Source organism: Sporosalibacterium faouarense (genome assembly GCF_016765695.1).
In the GTDB taxonomy this organism is placed as follows: domain Bacteria; phylum Bacillota; class Clostridia; order Tissierellales; family VENL01; genus Sporosalibacterium; species Sporosalibacterium faouarense.
This window is the reverse complement of the sequence record NZ_JAETGO010000069.1, coordinates 1-14,519: the sequence shown is the minus strand read 5'-3', so window position 1 is coordinate 14,519 and position 14,519 is coordinate 1. Positions and strand designations below refer to the sequence as shown.

The 14,519-nt window shown below is 30.3% G+C and carries 14 protein-coding genes; all 14 read right to left on the bottom strand.

Going from position 1 to position 14,519, the window contains the following annotated elements:
• Nucleotides 1-5 precede the first annotated feature (5 nt).
• The 14 genes from JMO20_RS13440 to JMO20_RS13375 all read right to left on the bottom strand — a co-directional run bounded on the left by JMO20_RS13440 (nt 6) and on the right by JMO20_RS13375 (nt 14,381).
• A complete protein-coding gene (locus tag JMO20_RS13440; RefSeq protein WP_202710204.1) occupies nt 6-1,127 on the bottom strand; it encodes an aminopeptidase in 1,122 nt (373 codons plus the stop codon).
• Nucleotides 1,128-2,492: 1,365 nt separating this feature from the next.
• On the bottom strand, nt 2,493-2,921 hold the full coding sequence (locus JMO20_RS13435; protein WP_202710203.1) for a C-GCAxxG-C-C family (seleno)protein: 429 nt from the start codon (nt 2,919-2,921) through the stop codon (nt 2,493-2,495).
• Nucleotides 2,918-3,760, bottom strand: a complete 843-nt coding sequence (locus tag JMO20_RS13430; RefSeq protein WP_243414742.1) for an aminotransferase class IV — start codon at nt 3,758-3,760, stop codon at nt 2,918-2,920. The genes JMO20_RS13435 and JMO20_RS13430 overlap by 4 nt, the downstream gene beginning before the upstream one ends.
• 242 nt (nt 3,761-4,002) lie before the next feature.
• A complete protein-coding gene (locus JMO20_RS13425) occupies nt 4,003-4,914 on the bottom strand; it encodes a hypothetical protein (protein WP_202710201.1) in 912 nt (303 codons plus the stop codon).
• A 50-nt stretch (nt 4,915-4,964) separates the two neighbouring features.
• Nucleotides 4,965-5,954: a DUF4349 domain-containing protein gene (locus JMO20_RS13420; RefSeq protein ID WP_202710200.1), complete on the bottom strand. Its 990-nt coding sequence runs from the start codon at nt 5,952-5,954 to the stop codon at nt 4,965-4,967.
• A 170-nt stretch (nt 5,955-6,124) separates the two neighbouring features.
• Nucleotides 6,125-6,556, bottom strand: coding sequence for a type II 3-dehydroquinate dehydratase (gene aroQ / locus JMO20_RS13415; protein ID WP_202710199.1), 432 nt, complete (start codon nt 6,554-6,556; stop codon nt 6,125-6,127).
• A 4-nt stretch (nt 6,557-6,560) separates the two neighbouring features.
• Nucleotides 6,561-7,382, bottom strand: a complete 822-nt coding sequence (gene aroE / locus JMO20_RS13410) for a shikimate dehydrogenase (protein ID WP_202710198.1) — start codon at nt 7,380-7,382, stop codon at nt 6,561-6,563.
• 46 nt (nt 7,383-7,428) lie between these two features.
• On the bottom strand, nt 7,429-7,698 hold the full coding sequence (locus JMO20_RS13405; protein ID WP_202710197.1) for a chorismate mutase: 270 nt from the start codon (nt 7,696-7,698) through the stop codon (nt 7,429-7,431).
• Nucleotides 7,686-8,789: a chorismate synthase gene (gene aroC, locus JMO20_RS13400; RefSeq protein WP_202710196.1), complete on the bottom strand. Its 1,104-nt coding sequence runs from the start codon at nt 8,787-8,789 to the stop codon at nt 7,686-7,688. Before aroC ends, JMO20_RS13405 begins: the two co-directional genes overlap by 13 nt.
• A 93-nt stretch (nt 8,790-8,882) precedes the next feature.
• On the bottom strand, nt 8,883-9,959 hold the full coding sequence (gene aroB / locus JMO20_RS13395) for a 3-dehydroquinate synthase (RefSeq protein WP_202710195.1): 1,077 nt from the start codon (nt 9,957-9,959) through the stop codon (nt 8,883-8,885).
• 21 nt (nt 9,960-9,980) lie between these two features.
• The gene (aroA, locus tag JMO20_RS13390) at nt 9,981-11,270 is read right to left on the bottom strand and encodes a 3-phosphoshikimate 1-carboxyvinyltransferase (protein WP_202710194.1); all 1,290 of its coding nucleotides are present in this window, start codon (nt 11,268-11,270) and stop codon (nt 9,981-9,983) included.
• A 325-nt stretch (nt 11,271-11,595) separates the two neighbouring features.
• Nucleotides 11,596-12,090, bottom strand: coding sequence for a DUF2680 domain-containing protein (locus tag JMO20_RS13385; RefSeq protein WP_202710193.1), 495 nt, complete (start codon nt 12,088-12,090; stop codon nt 11,596-11,598).
• A gap of 147 nt (nt 12,091-12,237) precedes the next feature.
• Nucleotides 12,238-13,692, bottom strand: coding sequence for a sensor histidine kinase (locus JMO20_RS13380; RefSeq protein ID WP_202710192.1), 1,455 nt, complete (start codon nt 13,690-13,692; stop codon nt 12,238-12,240).
• The gene (locus JMO20_RS13375; RefSeq protein WP_202710191.1) at nt 13,689-14,381 is read right to left on the bottom strand and encodes a response regulator transcription factor; all 693 of its coding nucleotides are present in this window, start codon (nt 14,379-14,381) and stop codon (nt 13,689-13,691) included. Before JMO20_RS13375 ends, JMO20_RS13380 begins: the two co-directional genes overlap by 4 nt.
• Nucleotides 14,382-14,519: the final 138 nt, after the last annotated feature.

The following is a 14,519-nucleotide window of genomic DNA, read 5'->3' as shown; positions in this document are numbered from 1 at the left end:
CCCTGTTAAATATTTAAGTCAAAATCAACAGTAAACTTTCCATCCTTATATATTAGCTCACCATCGGCATATATCTCACTATCTGTTTTCATATCACATATCATATCCCAATGGATTCCAGATTCGTTTTTAGAGCCTGTTTCCTTGGGTCCATCGCCTAATGCTGCATGGATAGTTCCTCCAATTTTTTCATCAAATAAAATATTCTTTGTAAACTTCTGAATTCCATAGTTCGTTCCAATTGCGATTTCTCCAAGACGCTTTGACCCTTCATCAGTATCTATTAAAGCTAATAGAAGATCTTCTCCTTTAACAGCTGTTGCATCGACAACCTTACCTTCTTTAAATTCCAACCTTACATCTTCTACCTCTTTACCGTTATATATGGCGGGAAAACTAAATCTAATATGTCCTTCAACGGAATCTTCCACTGGGGTTGTAAAAACTTCACCATCAGGGAAGTTCTCCTTACCATCACAATTAATCCACTTTCTTCCTTCTATATTCATTCTTAAATCAGTATCTTTAGATTTAATATGTAGAGTTTTTTTAGTATTTAAAAATTCGCAAATTCTTTCCTGTTCCTTAGATATTCTTTTCCACTGATCTATAGGGCTTTCCTCGTTAAGAAGCATTGAATCATAAACAAAGTCCTCATACTCTTCTAAGCTCATGCTACCTTCTTGAGCACTGGCATGGGTTGGAAATTGAGTCCCACACCATTTTAAATCCCCATTTGCAATTCTTTCACCAAACTTCACATATACATCCTTCATGACCCCACTTCTCATTTTCATTTTATTAGGGTCCACATTAGATAGCGCTTTTTCATTGTAGCCTCCCCATAATGTCAAAATAGCATCATAGCGTTCTGAGCTAAATTTCGTATATGGATTCACAAATTTCAGTTGGTCCTCACTGGCATTATCAAAGAAAATTTTTAATAAATCCTCTATAAAAATATTTGTATCCACATTAGCCCCTTTTTTAATAGCCTCTCTATAAACCTCTTTTACTAATGGTTGAGTTATATCTGATCCTTCAATTAATAGATAATCTCCTTTTTTTATTCTTAATGAATAATTTACTAAAAGTTCCGCTAATTTTTTTATTCTTAAATCTGCCACTTTTACTCCCCCTCTAAATTAGTTGTATGTATCTAATATATAATTCCATAAGGACTTCAATACGAAGCCCTTATGGCAAAATATTCTATAATAGCTAAGTGTTATGCTCAGATTTTAAGCTTAGAAATTGATTAAGACCTAATGCTTTCTTAAATTTACAATTCATCGTTATAGTTAACATATTTATCCTCCTCAGATTTGCTTTTCTTTTGTTATTTCTTTCTAAATTCATGCTTCAAATACTCTTCTAGACCCTTGTCATTTTTTTGACCTTTAAACTTTATATTTTTAACTCTCTCTTCAAATAAATATAACATCATATCACCTCCTAAATTCTTTGTTGATATATTCCTCAACTGCTATATCCTTTTTCTGCTCTTTAAGCCCCATCTTTTCCATCATTTCCTGGCGCGTATAAGTCATCTTTATCACCCCAATTCTATACTATATTAATTTCTTGTATTCGTGCTTTAAATACTCATGTAATCCTATATCCTTTTTCTTACTTTCATATTTAACTTTATGTTTTAAGCCTTGAAAATTTAGCATTTCTATTACCTCTTTCTTTATAATTTATTTGTTCTTCTACTTTCTTTTAAGCTCATGTTTTTTATATTCTTCATAACCTAAATCTCTCTTCTGACTCTCATATCTCAATTTCAACTTTAAGTTTTCAATAATATAATTCATATTTTTCTGCCTCCTTTTATAAGTCATTTATTTCTTGAGCTTTCTGTACTCATGTTTTTGATACTCTTCTAATCCAATATCTCTTTTTTGAGTTTTTAAATCTAACTCCTGACACTTATCGAAAAATATTGATATCATATCTATCACCTCCTAAAAGTTCCTCTTGGTACTATAATGAAAAAAGCGCAGACTAATACCGTCTGCGCTTTACATAAAAATATCGTAGGATTTCTCCCACGACTTTTTGCAATTTTAAGCTAAATATATCCTCAAAGATATAAAGTTCTAAATAAGTCATAATCTCAATCATTAAGTAAATTCATCTTAACCAAATTTTAACTCATCTATGTAAAAAAGCTTATAAAATATAAAAGTCGCAGACATCAGCCTGCGACTAGATTTCAAATTTAATAAAAAATATCTTGTTTAAATAATTTAATCAAAATAATAATCATTAATTAATCTAATTCTTAAAACCTAATCCCGGGCCGCATATTTCTAATTTGTATTCTATTTTCTTTAATCCTTTTAATTTATTAGTCATAATCATCAAAATACGACCTCCTTTTTTAAAAATTATTTCATTATTTACCAACGTCTTACATTATAGCACCATTCTATTTTTTTAGCAAGACTTTTTTTAAGAAAAATTTCCAAATAATCAATTTTTTACTTTTAACTTTTCTTTTTAGCCTTCTCAAGTTCTTTATTTATAATCATTTCTAAAACTTCAGCAGCCTTTAAAATAATTCCATTACATCCCTTCTCTTCTGTTCTATATTCTTTCTTGAGAGGAGCACAATCAATATTATTCATATCCTTTCTAAAAGCATCCAAAAAGCTTTTAATAATTCCTCTGAAGTATTCATTTTCTTCCTTAGTCTTATTTATAGGCTTGAAAAGCTTACCTAAAACCATGACTCCACCAGTCAAAGCTCCACATGTACTCTCAATAGCCATTCCCCCACCAAATCCAGCGGCTAATTTTAATGCTTCACTATCAAGACCTAAATTGTAAACTTCATTTGCACTATATAATATTTTTTCTGCACAGTTTAGTTTAAGATCTGTACCATATCCTTGTTCTATTAATTCTTTCATCATTTTACTCTTCCACCTTTTCTAGATGATATATATTTTTTTATTTTTATAATATATTCTCTTGATACGGCTTCTATAACCTTATTACTAACTGAGGGGTATCTTATATCATTTATTGTAGACACAGGTAAAACGCCTACAGAAGTACCTGTCATAAATACTCCGTTAAATTCCCTTAGCCTATCAACATGTACATTTTCTTCAATTACATCTATATTGATGTCCTTACATATCTGCAATATTTCGCTTCTAGTAATGCCTAATAAAACATCTCCAGATGGAGCAGTATAAATCTTATTTTCCTGTACAAAGAAAATATTTGACCTGCTTCCCTCTGTCATAAATCCATCTTCATTAACTAAAATAGCTTCATAGGCTTTTTCTTCTTTAATTCTTAAATTCACTTTTTGTCTTAAGTCTGCATTCACAACCTTTACATTAGGATTCTCCCTTTCCGAGTAATAGAGAATAGTATGTATGCCTTTTCTATAAATATAATCTTCAGGATAATTACTATGTATAAAATATATCAAAAAAATGCTTTCATCTTTGTTTATATTACTATATACTAATTTGATGTTTAAGTTTTCACAATTATTAGCTTGAATCAAACGATTAATTTCATTTAATATCTCCGAATTATCCTTATTGATACTATATCCTAGAAGCTTCGCCGAATGCCTCATCCGATTTAGATGTTCCTCTTGAAAAATCGGAATTCCATCTTTTATTCTTATAACTTCATAAATTGATGGAACTGTAACATTATTAAATATATCTTGACTTGTTGACAATAATTCACCATTGCATATGTAATAATCAAGTATAGCCTCGTTATTCATTATATCACCCCACATAGAGAATATATTACTATAATGATATATCTACTATAGTAAAGATTTATTAATTTTGTCTATATAAAAAAACTATAAATATTTTTAACATTTTCCAAAAATATTATAAAAAAGACTTCATACTTGCAAACTAAATATATTTTTCCATAAAATTTTAATATGTATTTTCCCCATTTATTAGTATACATTATTTAATCATAGAACACAAAATAGTCAGAGCATAACCCTGACTACTTTGCCTCTCCCCTTACTTCTTCTAAGTTTTTAAGCACAATATCTCTTTTTATCTTTATTAACTTAACATTTTTTTCAGGTATTGAATTTTGTAAATCCTCTATAGATAAGTTCAATTTATTTATGAGCTTTTCTTTATCCTTACTTATATCTATTTTTTGCCTAAGTCTTTCAAAAGTTTCCTTTAATTTAGTCGTAAGTTCATTTACACCTTCCCACATACCTGTAGCTGATTCTAAGTAAATTTGACGTGTATAATATTTTAATCTAACTACTTCTCCATCAGGATTTCCCTTATAGAGATCATAGAGTTTCGACATATATAAAGTCATATTATTTATATCAAGCAATGCTTCAATATCTTTTTTATTTTCTACAGATATAGTAAGCTTGTTGAGAGAATTCTCAAACTCATTTATAGTTTCACTAGTAGCTCCATCTTCTATAGTCTGAGTCTCATAATCATTCCATGATGTATGGATTTCTTCTGTTGTCTTTGTTATATCTTCCCACATTTTCTTTATTTTTTCTTCCTTACTCAGATTTTCTTCCTTTTTCTTTTGATCCCCACTATTACTTTGGTCCTTTTCCCCTTGACCATTGCCACCTTGCTTTTCACTTCCTCCACCGTCAGATTTCTTTTCTTGATCTTTATCTTCCTGCTTATTTTCTTCTTTTTTAGGAGGTTCAGCTGGCTTTTCCTTTTCTTCTTGAAGCTTTTCAATATCCTTAAAAATTCCTTCTAGCTTTTCTTCCATCGAGGCTAATCCTTTAGGAATTTTATCTTTTTTGTCGTCAGAAGGTGCTGGTTTTTGCTGTTTACTTCCACAAGAAACTACAGTCGTAAAAAGTAGTATAATTAATAATATATAATATATGATTTTAAATGCTTTTGTTTTCTGATTCAAAATAATCACCTCTAGGTTAGTATAACCTAGAGGTGTATTTTTGATTAATTTTATTCTTTAATATTTTTATCATCTTCTTTATTTTTATTCTCTAAATCTTTTCTCTTTTTAAATATATAAAGACATATTAATCCTATAGGTATAATTACAATTAAGAAAGGAATTATAGAAATAATAAAGATTACTAAACCTTTTAATATGTCTACCAAAGCTTCAACAGAATTATTAAAACCATCTTTAATTTTTTCACCAAATGTTACTGGTGTTTCCTTTACTTCTATAACCTCTTGCACCTCATATACGGTTACATCAATAGTTGAATAACTTACTAAATTATCCCACTTTTTTATAGTCCCAGTAAGATTTTCAATCTTATATCTTATATCAGATAGCTCTCTTTCTAAGTCGATGATATCCTCAACTTTTTCAGCTTTTTTTAAGATTTCAAGCAACCTATCCTCTTGTATTTCCAAGGTCTTTAATCTTGCCTCAGTGTCAAAGTATTGATTTGTAATGTCCTGTCCGTCGGTTCTATTGTTAATAATATTCCCTAGGTTACCAAAATCTAAAATAAAATTAGCAAATTCATCTTGTGGGATTCTTAACCTAAAACTTGCTTGCCTATTCTCTGAATTTCCAGTAGATGTTATTCTTTTTCCTGTAACATTTGATCTTTCAATGTATCCCCCAACAATATCTGTTCTTCTAGCTATTTCGTCAACCGTATTATCAAATGTCTTTGTTTCAATACTAATATTTGCAGATTTAATAATTTTCCTATTCTGTAATGTATTACTTTCCTCAGCACTTTGATTACTATCATTCCCATAATCAGATTCACTTTGTTCACTGTCATTAAATCCACCATTTGCTTCATCATTTGATTCTGTAGCTCCCCTATCATAATCACTTGATTTATCATAGTTATCAGTACTTGAATCTTCTCTTCCTCCACTACTACATCCAACAACTGATAATACAATAGTAATTACAAGAATTAACAATATAATCTTATGCCGAGATATAAGTTTCAGACACATACAACGCCCCCCTTTTTTTATTTCACCTAATTTAACAAATTGCATATTTGCAAACAGAATATGTTTTCATAAGACTCCGTCTAAACTGCAACTTATTTAGTCTCTTTTTCCTCAAATTAAATAACATATCTACTTTTTAGACGAAACTTCTAGAACTTTGTTCCATATTTTTACTTTGCTTTATTTATCAAAGCCATCATACCCATAACATAGCTATATATTCCAAATCCAGAAATTTGTCCTATACATGCAGGAGCAACAACTGACTTTCTTCTATACTCCTCCCTAGCATAAATATTGCTTATATGAACCTCCACAGTAGGAATATCTACTGCTTTAAGAGCATCATAAATTGCTATACTATAGTGGGTATAAGCAGCTGGATTAATTATAATCCCATCATATTTGTCATAAGCATCTTGAATATATGTAACTAACTCTCCCTCAATATTACTTTGTAATATATCTACATTAATAGATAGATTCTGCCCATTTACTCTGATATATTCACACAAGTCTTCATAGCTAGATTCTCCATATATTGCCCTTTCCCTTTTCCCCAGCATATTAATATTGGGGCCATTTAATATTAGCAGCTTCATTTTTTCATCTCCAATTAAAAAATATTTCTATTTCTTTAAAAATCACATTTGTAATTGTACTGTCGATTTTAGTCCCTTGCCATAGTTCTTGAGCTTTTATAGCCTGACCAACTAACATATATAGTCCATTATCAGCTTTTATATTAAGCTCCCTAGCCTGCTTTATTAATAAAGTTTCTCTAGGATTGTAAATCAAATCTAAAACGACACGACATCCTTCTATCTCTTTTTTACCTATAGGTGACTTATCTGTATCTGGATACATTCCTACAGGTGTACAATTTATAATTATGTCTTTGTTTTCTAGTTTAGATATTTCATCATAGGATATAATTTTCAAGCTATTATATTTTCTTTTAGCTTTTTCAGGATTTCTACTTACCAATATTATCTCACTAGCTCCTTTATCTTTTAAAGCCTTTACTGCTGCTCTAGAAGCTCCTCCCGTTCCTAATACAACTACAGTTTTATCTAAAATTGAGACATTATTTTTATCTAATAGCATGATAAAGCCAAAATAATCCGTATTATATCCTTTTGTATAGTTATCGTTAAAAACTATAGTATTGATTGCTCCAATCTCGGCTGCTTCGTTGGCCAATTTATCTATGCAACCAATAACATCAACCTTATAGGGAATAGTAACATTTACTCCTTTTGTTCCTAATACCTTTAACCCCTCAATAGCAGTTCGAAGCTCTTCTTTTTTTACTTCAAATAAATGGTAGTAGCTCTTAATACCTAAATGTTGAAATATAAGTGAATGTATTTGAGGAGAAAAACTATGTCCAAGCTTCTCTCCTATTAATCCATAAATATTTTTCAATATATCACACCTCGTATATTATGTTTAGTCTCACCTTGTGAATTGCCTAATTATGTTTTTTACTTTGGAGTTTTTTGCTAATATCCATTAACTCAATTATAAATTCTTTTAAATATTCTTCCAGCTCTTTATTTTTCAACCTATTTATATTCTTCTCTATTACGTCATCTTCTCTTGATTTATTAATTACGCTCAATCCATTTTTCTTTTTGTACTCTCCAATTCTTAATACAACTTCCATTCTTTTTTCAAAGTTTTTTACAAGTTCCTCATCTATTTTATCAATTTCTCTTCTTAATTTTTCTAAATCATCCATTTTGTACCCTCCCCTTCAATCATTAAATCCAATATAGCCAGAGCAGCCACTGCTTCTACAACTGGTACCACCCTTGGTACAATACAAGGATCATGTCTTCCCTCGATTTCTAGAAAGACTTCCTTCTTATCTTCTATATTAATGGTCTTTTGTCTCTTTCCTATTGAAGGTGTAGGTTTAATTGCAACTCTAAAGATTACGGGCATACCATTAGTTATGCCACCTAAGATACCTCCATTATTATTTGTATGGGTTTTTACTGTATCTTTATCAAAGTAAAAACTATCATTACTTTGACTCCCACTCAACTTAGTTATATCGAATCCCTTTCCAAACTCTATTCCTTTAATTCCAGGTATAGAAAAAATCATTTGAGCAATTTTACTTTCAATAGACATGAAAAATGGTGCTCCTATGCCCGACGGTAAATTTAATATTGCGGTCTCAACTATACCACCAACAGAATCTCTATTGCTCTTTGCTTCTAAGATAAGTTCTTCCATTTCTCTTCTCTTATCAATATCAATCACTGGCAGCTCTATTTGAGATAAATCAGTTAATAAATCTTCACTGATACTTACATCATCAAACTTTTCTCCCTCTATATCTCCAATACTACAAATATGGCTCCCAAAACAAATATTCAACTTATTCTTTAGTATCTGTCTGGCTATTGCACCTGCAAAAACTAGAGGAGCTGTTAATCTACCTGAGAAATGTCCACCACCTCTATAGTCATTGAAACCAGAATATTTTATATGTCCAGTATAGTCAGCATGTCCTGGTCTCATAATGTTTTTTATCTCCTCATAATCCTTAGACCTTTTATCCTTATTCCATATCATAGAAGCTAATGGCGTTCCTGTCGTTCTACCATTAAAAAAACCACTTATTATTTCGAAATTATCCTTTTCTTTTCTACCTGTGACCAATTTACTTTTGCCCGGAGCTCTTCTTTGCATTTGAAAATTTATGTATTCTAAGTCAAGCCTAATCCCAGAAGGAATACCGTCAATTACAATACCTACACCTTTACCATGGGATTCTCCAAATATAGTCAACTTTATGTTATCTCCCAAAACGTCCCCCATTTTTAACCTCCTAGCATAAACAAAGTATTTTTTACATATTTTAAATAACCTTATTATATCGGAAATTACATAAAGTTTTAATATGTATTTCCCTTATATGAATTTTGAAACTTCAGTGATATTAATTTCTTTTATATACCCTTCTCCAATTTTACTTAAAAGTATTAGATTTATAGTATCTCCTTTAGTCTTCTTATCAAGCTTAACATTGTCTAATATTTCATCTCTCACTACATCGGGAAGCTCATAGGGTAAATTATATTTTTCTAAAATTTTTTTTAGGATTTTAGTAGTCCCTCTTTCAGTCAAACCTTGAGCTTCACTTTTATTAGTTATATGGTACATTCCCATCGCTACAGCTTCTCCATGGGTATATTTTTTGTAATTATATGCCTTCTCTATTGCATGACCGATTGTATGTCCAAAATTTAAAATCATTCTATTTCCAATATCTCTTTCATCTTCTTCTACAATTTTTCTTTTAATATCGCAGCATTTATATATTATATTTGCTATATCCTTAGAATTCTTATTTAGTTCATCTAGCCTAAGTAATTGATAAAATAAATCTCTATCTTTTATACAACCATATTTTATTATCTCTGATAATCCATCGGTAAAATATCTATCTTTTAATGTTTGTAATAAACCTACATCTATAAAAACTCCATCAGGATGATAAAAACTTCCTACAAGATTTTTCCCTTTTGGCAAATTAATAGCTACTTTGCCTCCCACACTACTATCTACTTGAGCCAACAATGTAGTAGGAATCTGTATAAATGGTACTCCTCTTAAAAAAGTAGCGGCAACAAATCCACTAATATCTCCTACCACTCCTCCTCCAAAGGCAATTATTAAATCACTTCGAGTTATATGAAAGTCTAAAAGCTCATTATATAGCCTTTCTACTGTTTTTAAGTTTTTGCTTTGCTCCCCTGGTCTTATAGTAATAAGCTTAATTCCAATGGTATTATCATAGCTAAGCAATTCTACTATAGTACTTCCATAAATTTTTTCTACATTACTGTCTGTTATAATCGCAATCTTTTTAACAGAATTATCTAGATTAACTGTATTATTTATTTGTTCTCTTATATCTTTCAAAATATTACTCCCAATAAAAATATCGTAGCTTTTATGGGGAAGCCTAACCTTTAAATCATCCATCAGATTTACACCTCTCATAGATTATATATACTTTATATTCCCTTTTAATTTTTGAAAATCGTCCCAGAAATGAGGATAGGATTTCTTTACTACGTCACTATTATTAATAATTACTTCTTTAGAACATTTAATAGATATAATTCCTAAAGCCATAGCAATCCTATGATCATTCCAGCTATCCACTTCGCCACCATTTAATCTGTCTTTACCTTCTATTCTCAAACCATCCTTTGTCTCTTTAATATCTGCTCCCAGCTTATTGAGTTCAGTTGCTATAGCCTTAAGCCTATCTGATTCTTTAATTCTTAATCTTTCAGCATTAATTATTGTAGTAGTCCCTCTGCTCACCGCCCCCAATGCTGCCACTACTGGTACTAAATCAGGACATTGAGAAGCGTCTACTGTTGCTCCCTTTGTTAAAGATTCCTTAGTTTGTATGTAATCATTTTTTATATTTATATTACCTTTCATGCTTTTAATTATATTTAGAATTGCTTTATCTCCTTGTAGTGAGTCTTTATGGATATCTCTACATTTTATATTCTTACCTAATAATCCAGCCACTAACCAAAAGGCTGCCTGGGAGAAATCTCCCTCAACTCTAATACTATTAGACTGGTATTTTTGATTGCCCTTTATGTAAAATTCATTATAATCATTATTTTCTATTTCAATTGAGAATCTTTTTAATATATCCATAGTTAAGTCCACATAACCTTTAGATTCTAATTCTGTAGTTAACAATATTCTTGAATCACCTTCTAATAATGGAAGAGCAAGCATAAGTCCTGTTATAAACTGGGAACTTATATCCCCCTTTAATTTAAAATCTCCTGGATTTAATCGTCCTTTAACTATAAGAGGCAATTTATTATTTTGATTTGAATACTCTATATTTTGTTCATTAAAGATTTTATAATACTGTTCTAATGGTCGTTCAATTAGTTTTCCTCTCCCTGTATATGTGATTTCTTTATCACATAACGCTCCTAAAGGTATTAAGAATCTTAAAGTCGACCCTGATTCCGAACAATTAATTGTATTTTCTATTACTTCTAATTTTCCATTACCTTTAATAGTAAGATTATCTCTTATATTAGTATGTGTATATGCTTTAGTAATATCATTAGCTCCAAAGGACTTCATTCCATTTAATGTAGCTATAATATCTTCTGAAAAAACTACATTATCAATATTACTAATACCATCAGCTATACCTCCACAAATTATAGCTCTATGAGTAATACTTTTCGATGGTGGAGCTTTTATTTCTCCCTTTAATTTAGATGGTACAATTCTAACTCTTGCCAATCTCCTACCTCCTATCATATATAATCTACACTGAAAAAATTTATATTATTAATGACTAAATCGAATCATATTGAGTCCTATATTTATTGTTTAGTATGCTTATAAGAATTTTGATTATGAATAAAATATCTCTAGCCCTATTACTGTCTATAATACTACTCTTACTGACTATATGCAAAGTTATTTGTTATTATATAAATGAAGAAACTTCCTTCATAATAAACAGTTATATTAATCAACTGTTGCTATAAAAGAAGTCCCTTAATCTTTACATTTTATGGCATACTACACTTTTTATCATTGAAAAAACTATTTGATTTAATTACTATTGTTCATTCCATTTAGAAAAGCCAAAGCCTCTTCCATTTCCCCTTCTTTGACCATATCCTCTGCCTTTACCCAATCCTTGCCCATTTGCTCCATTCATTCCTATTCCCTGGTTACCATAATTCGTTCCAAAACAGAGTCCATATTCTTGTCCCCATCTATTAGTCCCAGGCTCTAAAGTACATCCTTCTTCCATTGCCTTTATTATCTCTTCTGCTTGCTCTTGGGTTATAACACCTTCTTCAACCTTTTCTTCCAATATTGCCTTTTTATATTCCAAATTAGCATTTCTAAATTCTTCAAAGAAACCATTTTCTTCTGCCAATTGTCCAAAGGTTTTATCAATTCCCCTTTGTTGATATGCCTCTTCTACAGAGATATCAGCTAATTTAGAATAAGTATCTGCAGGACCATCAAATCCACTGGCAAATGTTATTCCTCCTAAAGCTAATAGCACGACTGCTACTAATGATACTGAAATTAATTTTTTCATTAAAATTCTCTCCCTTCATTTTTTGTTAAGGAAATTGTATATTATAATCAGTATAGAATATACTGAAACAGTAATTCTTCAATTTCCTCACCCTTATTATATGGAGAGTTTGTGACAGTTTTGTGACAAGGAGTTTTAAAATTTGTGTTATTTATCTTTTTTTATTTTAAACCAAAACTCGACTCCATTTTTTTTATTATCTACACCTAATTTTCCATCATGAAGTTTAATTATTCCTTTAACTATGGCTAGTCCAAGCCCTGTTCCACCATATTTTCTGCTTCTTGCTTTGTCTAATTTGTAAAAGCTATCCCATAAATTATCTATTTCTTCCTCTGGTATGGTTTTACCTGTATTAAAAACCGATACCTTAACCTCTTCCATTTCTTCGTATATACCAACAATTATATCCTTTTCATTAATAGTATGGTCAATAGCATTGTTTATATAATTTTTCAATACTCTTTCTATTTTCCCCTTATCTCCCATGACATTAACAGCTTTGAATCCATTTGCTTTCAAATTAATGGCTTTTTCTTGAAATATTGGCTCATACTTCATTAAGACTTCATTAGTCAACTTACAAATATCAAAGCTTTGCTCTTTTAAATCTAAGTGACCAGACTCTATTTTCGATAAGTGTAAAAGGTCTTTAACTAAATTGTCCATTTTAGAAGCCTCATCGATAATTACATCGCAGTAAAACCCTCTACTTTCTTTATCTTCAGCTACATTATCCTTTAGTCCTTCAGAATATCCTTTTATTAGAGAAATAGGAGTTTTAAGTTCGTGGGATACATTTGATATGAATTCCTTTCTCATTTTATCTATTCTTCTTTCTTTTTCTATATCCTCTTGCAATTTAGTATTTGCTAAATTCAAGTTATTAATTGTATTATCTAGCTTAAAGGATAAAACATTAATGTTTTCTGCCAATTCTCCAATTTCATCTTCTGACCTAATATCACTTTTCTTACTAAAATCAAGGTTAGCAATATCCTTTGTGATTCGGTTTAACTCAACAATTGGTTTAGTAAATTTTTTCGAAAAATAAAAAGAGATGATACCTCCAATTATTATGGAAAATATTGCTATATACAGATAAAAGTCATTGGCAACCTTTAGCGTTTCTGCCACGGCAGCCATTGGAACTTGCACAAGCAGTATGTCACTATTATTAAGTTGATACCCCATAACTAAAAATTCTGTTTGTAGTTTAGTATGTTTCTGAATCTCAAATACAGTCTTACCATTTGCTAAATTAGCTTCACCTAGTTTGCTTAATCTGATATTCCAGGGAGAATTCATACCCCTTCCTCTTATATTGTAGGTTGTATATCTAGTTTCTCCATTATTTGAATATATAAAAATATTAGCATTTAACTTATTTTCTAGTTCTTCTAATTTATTAACTAGGATATCATTATTAATACTTCCATAGTAATCATCCAAGTCTTTTACACTTTCAGTAATCATTTCTTTCTCTTTATATAGATAATATTTATCAAGCAATTTGGTATTCAATATCCAGGATAAACCTATTATAATTATTATAAAAAGACTAATTCCCCAAAACAATCTATATCTTATTGATTTTCTCATTTATTCACCTCTTCATTGCCCTCAAATCTATAACCTAAGCCCCTTACTGTTTGAATATAATCACTTTTTTCCTTGAGCTTAATTCTAAGTCTCTTAATATGGGTATCTACAGTTCTTTCATCTCCATAATAGTCAAAGCCCCAAACTGAGTCTAAAATTTGGTCTCTGCTTAAAGCCCGTCCTTTATTCTTTACCAAATATAGAAGTATATCATATTCCTTTGGACTTAAATCTATGTGCTCTTCATCAATATAAACTTTATGGGCCGCTTCATTGATTTTTAATCCATTAAAATATATATTTTGGTCATCTGATATATTCTCATTTAGCCGCTTCAATAATGCTTTAACTCTTGCAACTAGCACCTTTGGACTAAATGGTTTAGTTACATATTCATCGGCTCCTAGCTCAAACCCAAATAATTGGTCGGACTCTTCACTTCTTGCGGTAAGCATAATAATAGGTACATCTGACACTTTTCTTATCTCTCTGCATACTGTCCATCCATCATATTCAGGAAGCATAATATCTAAAATAACTAAATCTATTTTTTCTTTATTAAAAATCTCTAATCCAATTTTTCCATTCTCAGCTTCTATAACACTATATCCTTCTACCTTTAAGTAATCTCCTACTAATCTTCTAAGCCTTTCTTCATCTTCAACAACTAATATATTTATTTTAGACATAAGAATACCTCCTAAACTAAAATCATTTTAATATAAATAATCATAACAACCTAATTATACCATTTCTCACAATAATAAGTGAACTCGTTCTGCTAAAGCAGAACATCGGGGCTTCAGATGGAGACTCTACTCCACCTG

Excerpts from the sequence above, each read along its gene's own strand:
- JMO20_RS13435 (WP_202710203.1), bottom strand. The coding sequence starts at position 2,921 with ATGATGAAAGAATTAATAGAACAAGGATATGGTACAGATCTTAAACTA.
- JMO20_RS13430 (WP_243414742.1), bottom strand. The coding sequence starts at position 3,760 with ATGAATAACGAGGCTATACTTGATTATTACATATGCAATGGTGAATTA.
- JMO20_RS13420 (WP_202710200.1), bottom strand. The coding sequence starts at position 5,954 with ATGTGTCTGAAACTTATATCTCGGCATAAGATTATATTGTTAATTCTT.
- aroQ (WP_202710199.1), bottom strand. The coding sequence starts at position 6,556 with ATGAAGCTGCTAATATTAAATGGCCCCAATATTAATATGCTGGGGAAA.
- JMO20_RS13405 (WP_202710197.1), bottom strand. The coding sequence starts at position 7,698 with ATGGATGATTTAGAAAAATTAAGAAGAGAAATTGATAAAATAGATGAG.
- aroC (WP_202710196.1), bottom strand. The coding sequence starts at position 8,789 with ATGGGGGACGTTTTGGGAGATAACATAAAGTTGACTATATTTGGAGAA.
- aroB (WP_202710195.1), bottom strand. The coding sequence starts at position 9,959 with ATGGATGATTTAAAGGTTAGGCTTCCCCATAAAAGCTACGATATTTTT.
- JMO20_RS13385 (WP_202710193.1), bottom strand. The coding sequence starts at position 12,090 with ATGAAAAAATTAATTTCAGTATCATTAGTAGCAGTCGTGCTATTAGCT.
- JMO20_RS13380 (WP_202710192.1), bottom strand. The coding sequence starts at position 13,692 with ATGAGAAAATCAATAAGATATAGATTGTTTTGGGGAATTAGTCTTTTT.
- JMO20_RS13375 (WP_202710191.1), bottom strand. The coding sequence starts at position 14,381 with ATGTCTAAAATAAATATATTAGTTGTTGAAGATGAAGAAAGGCTTAGA.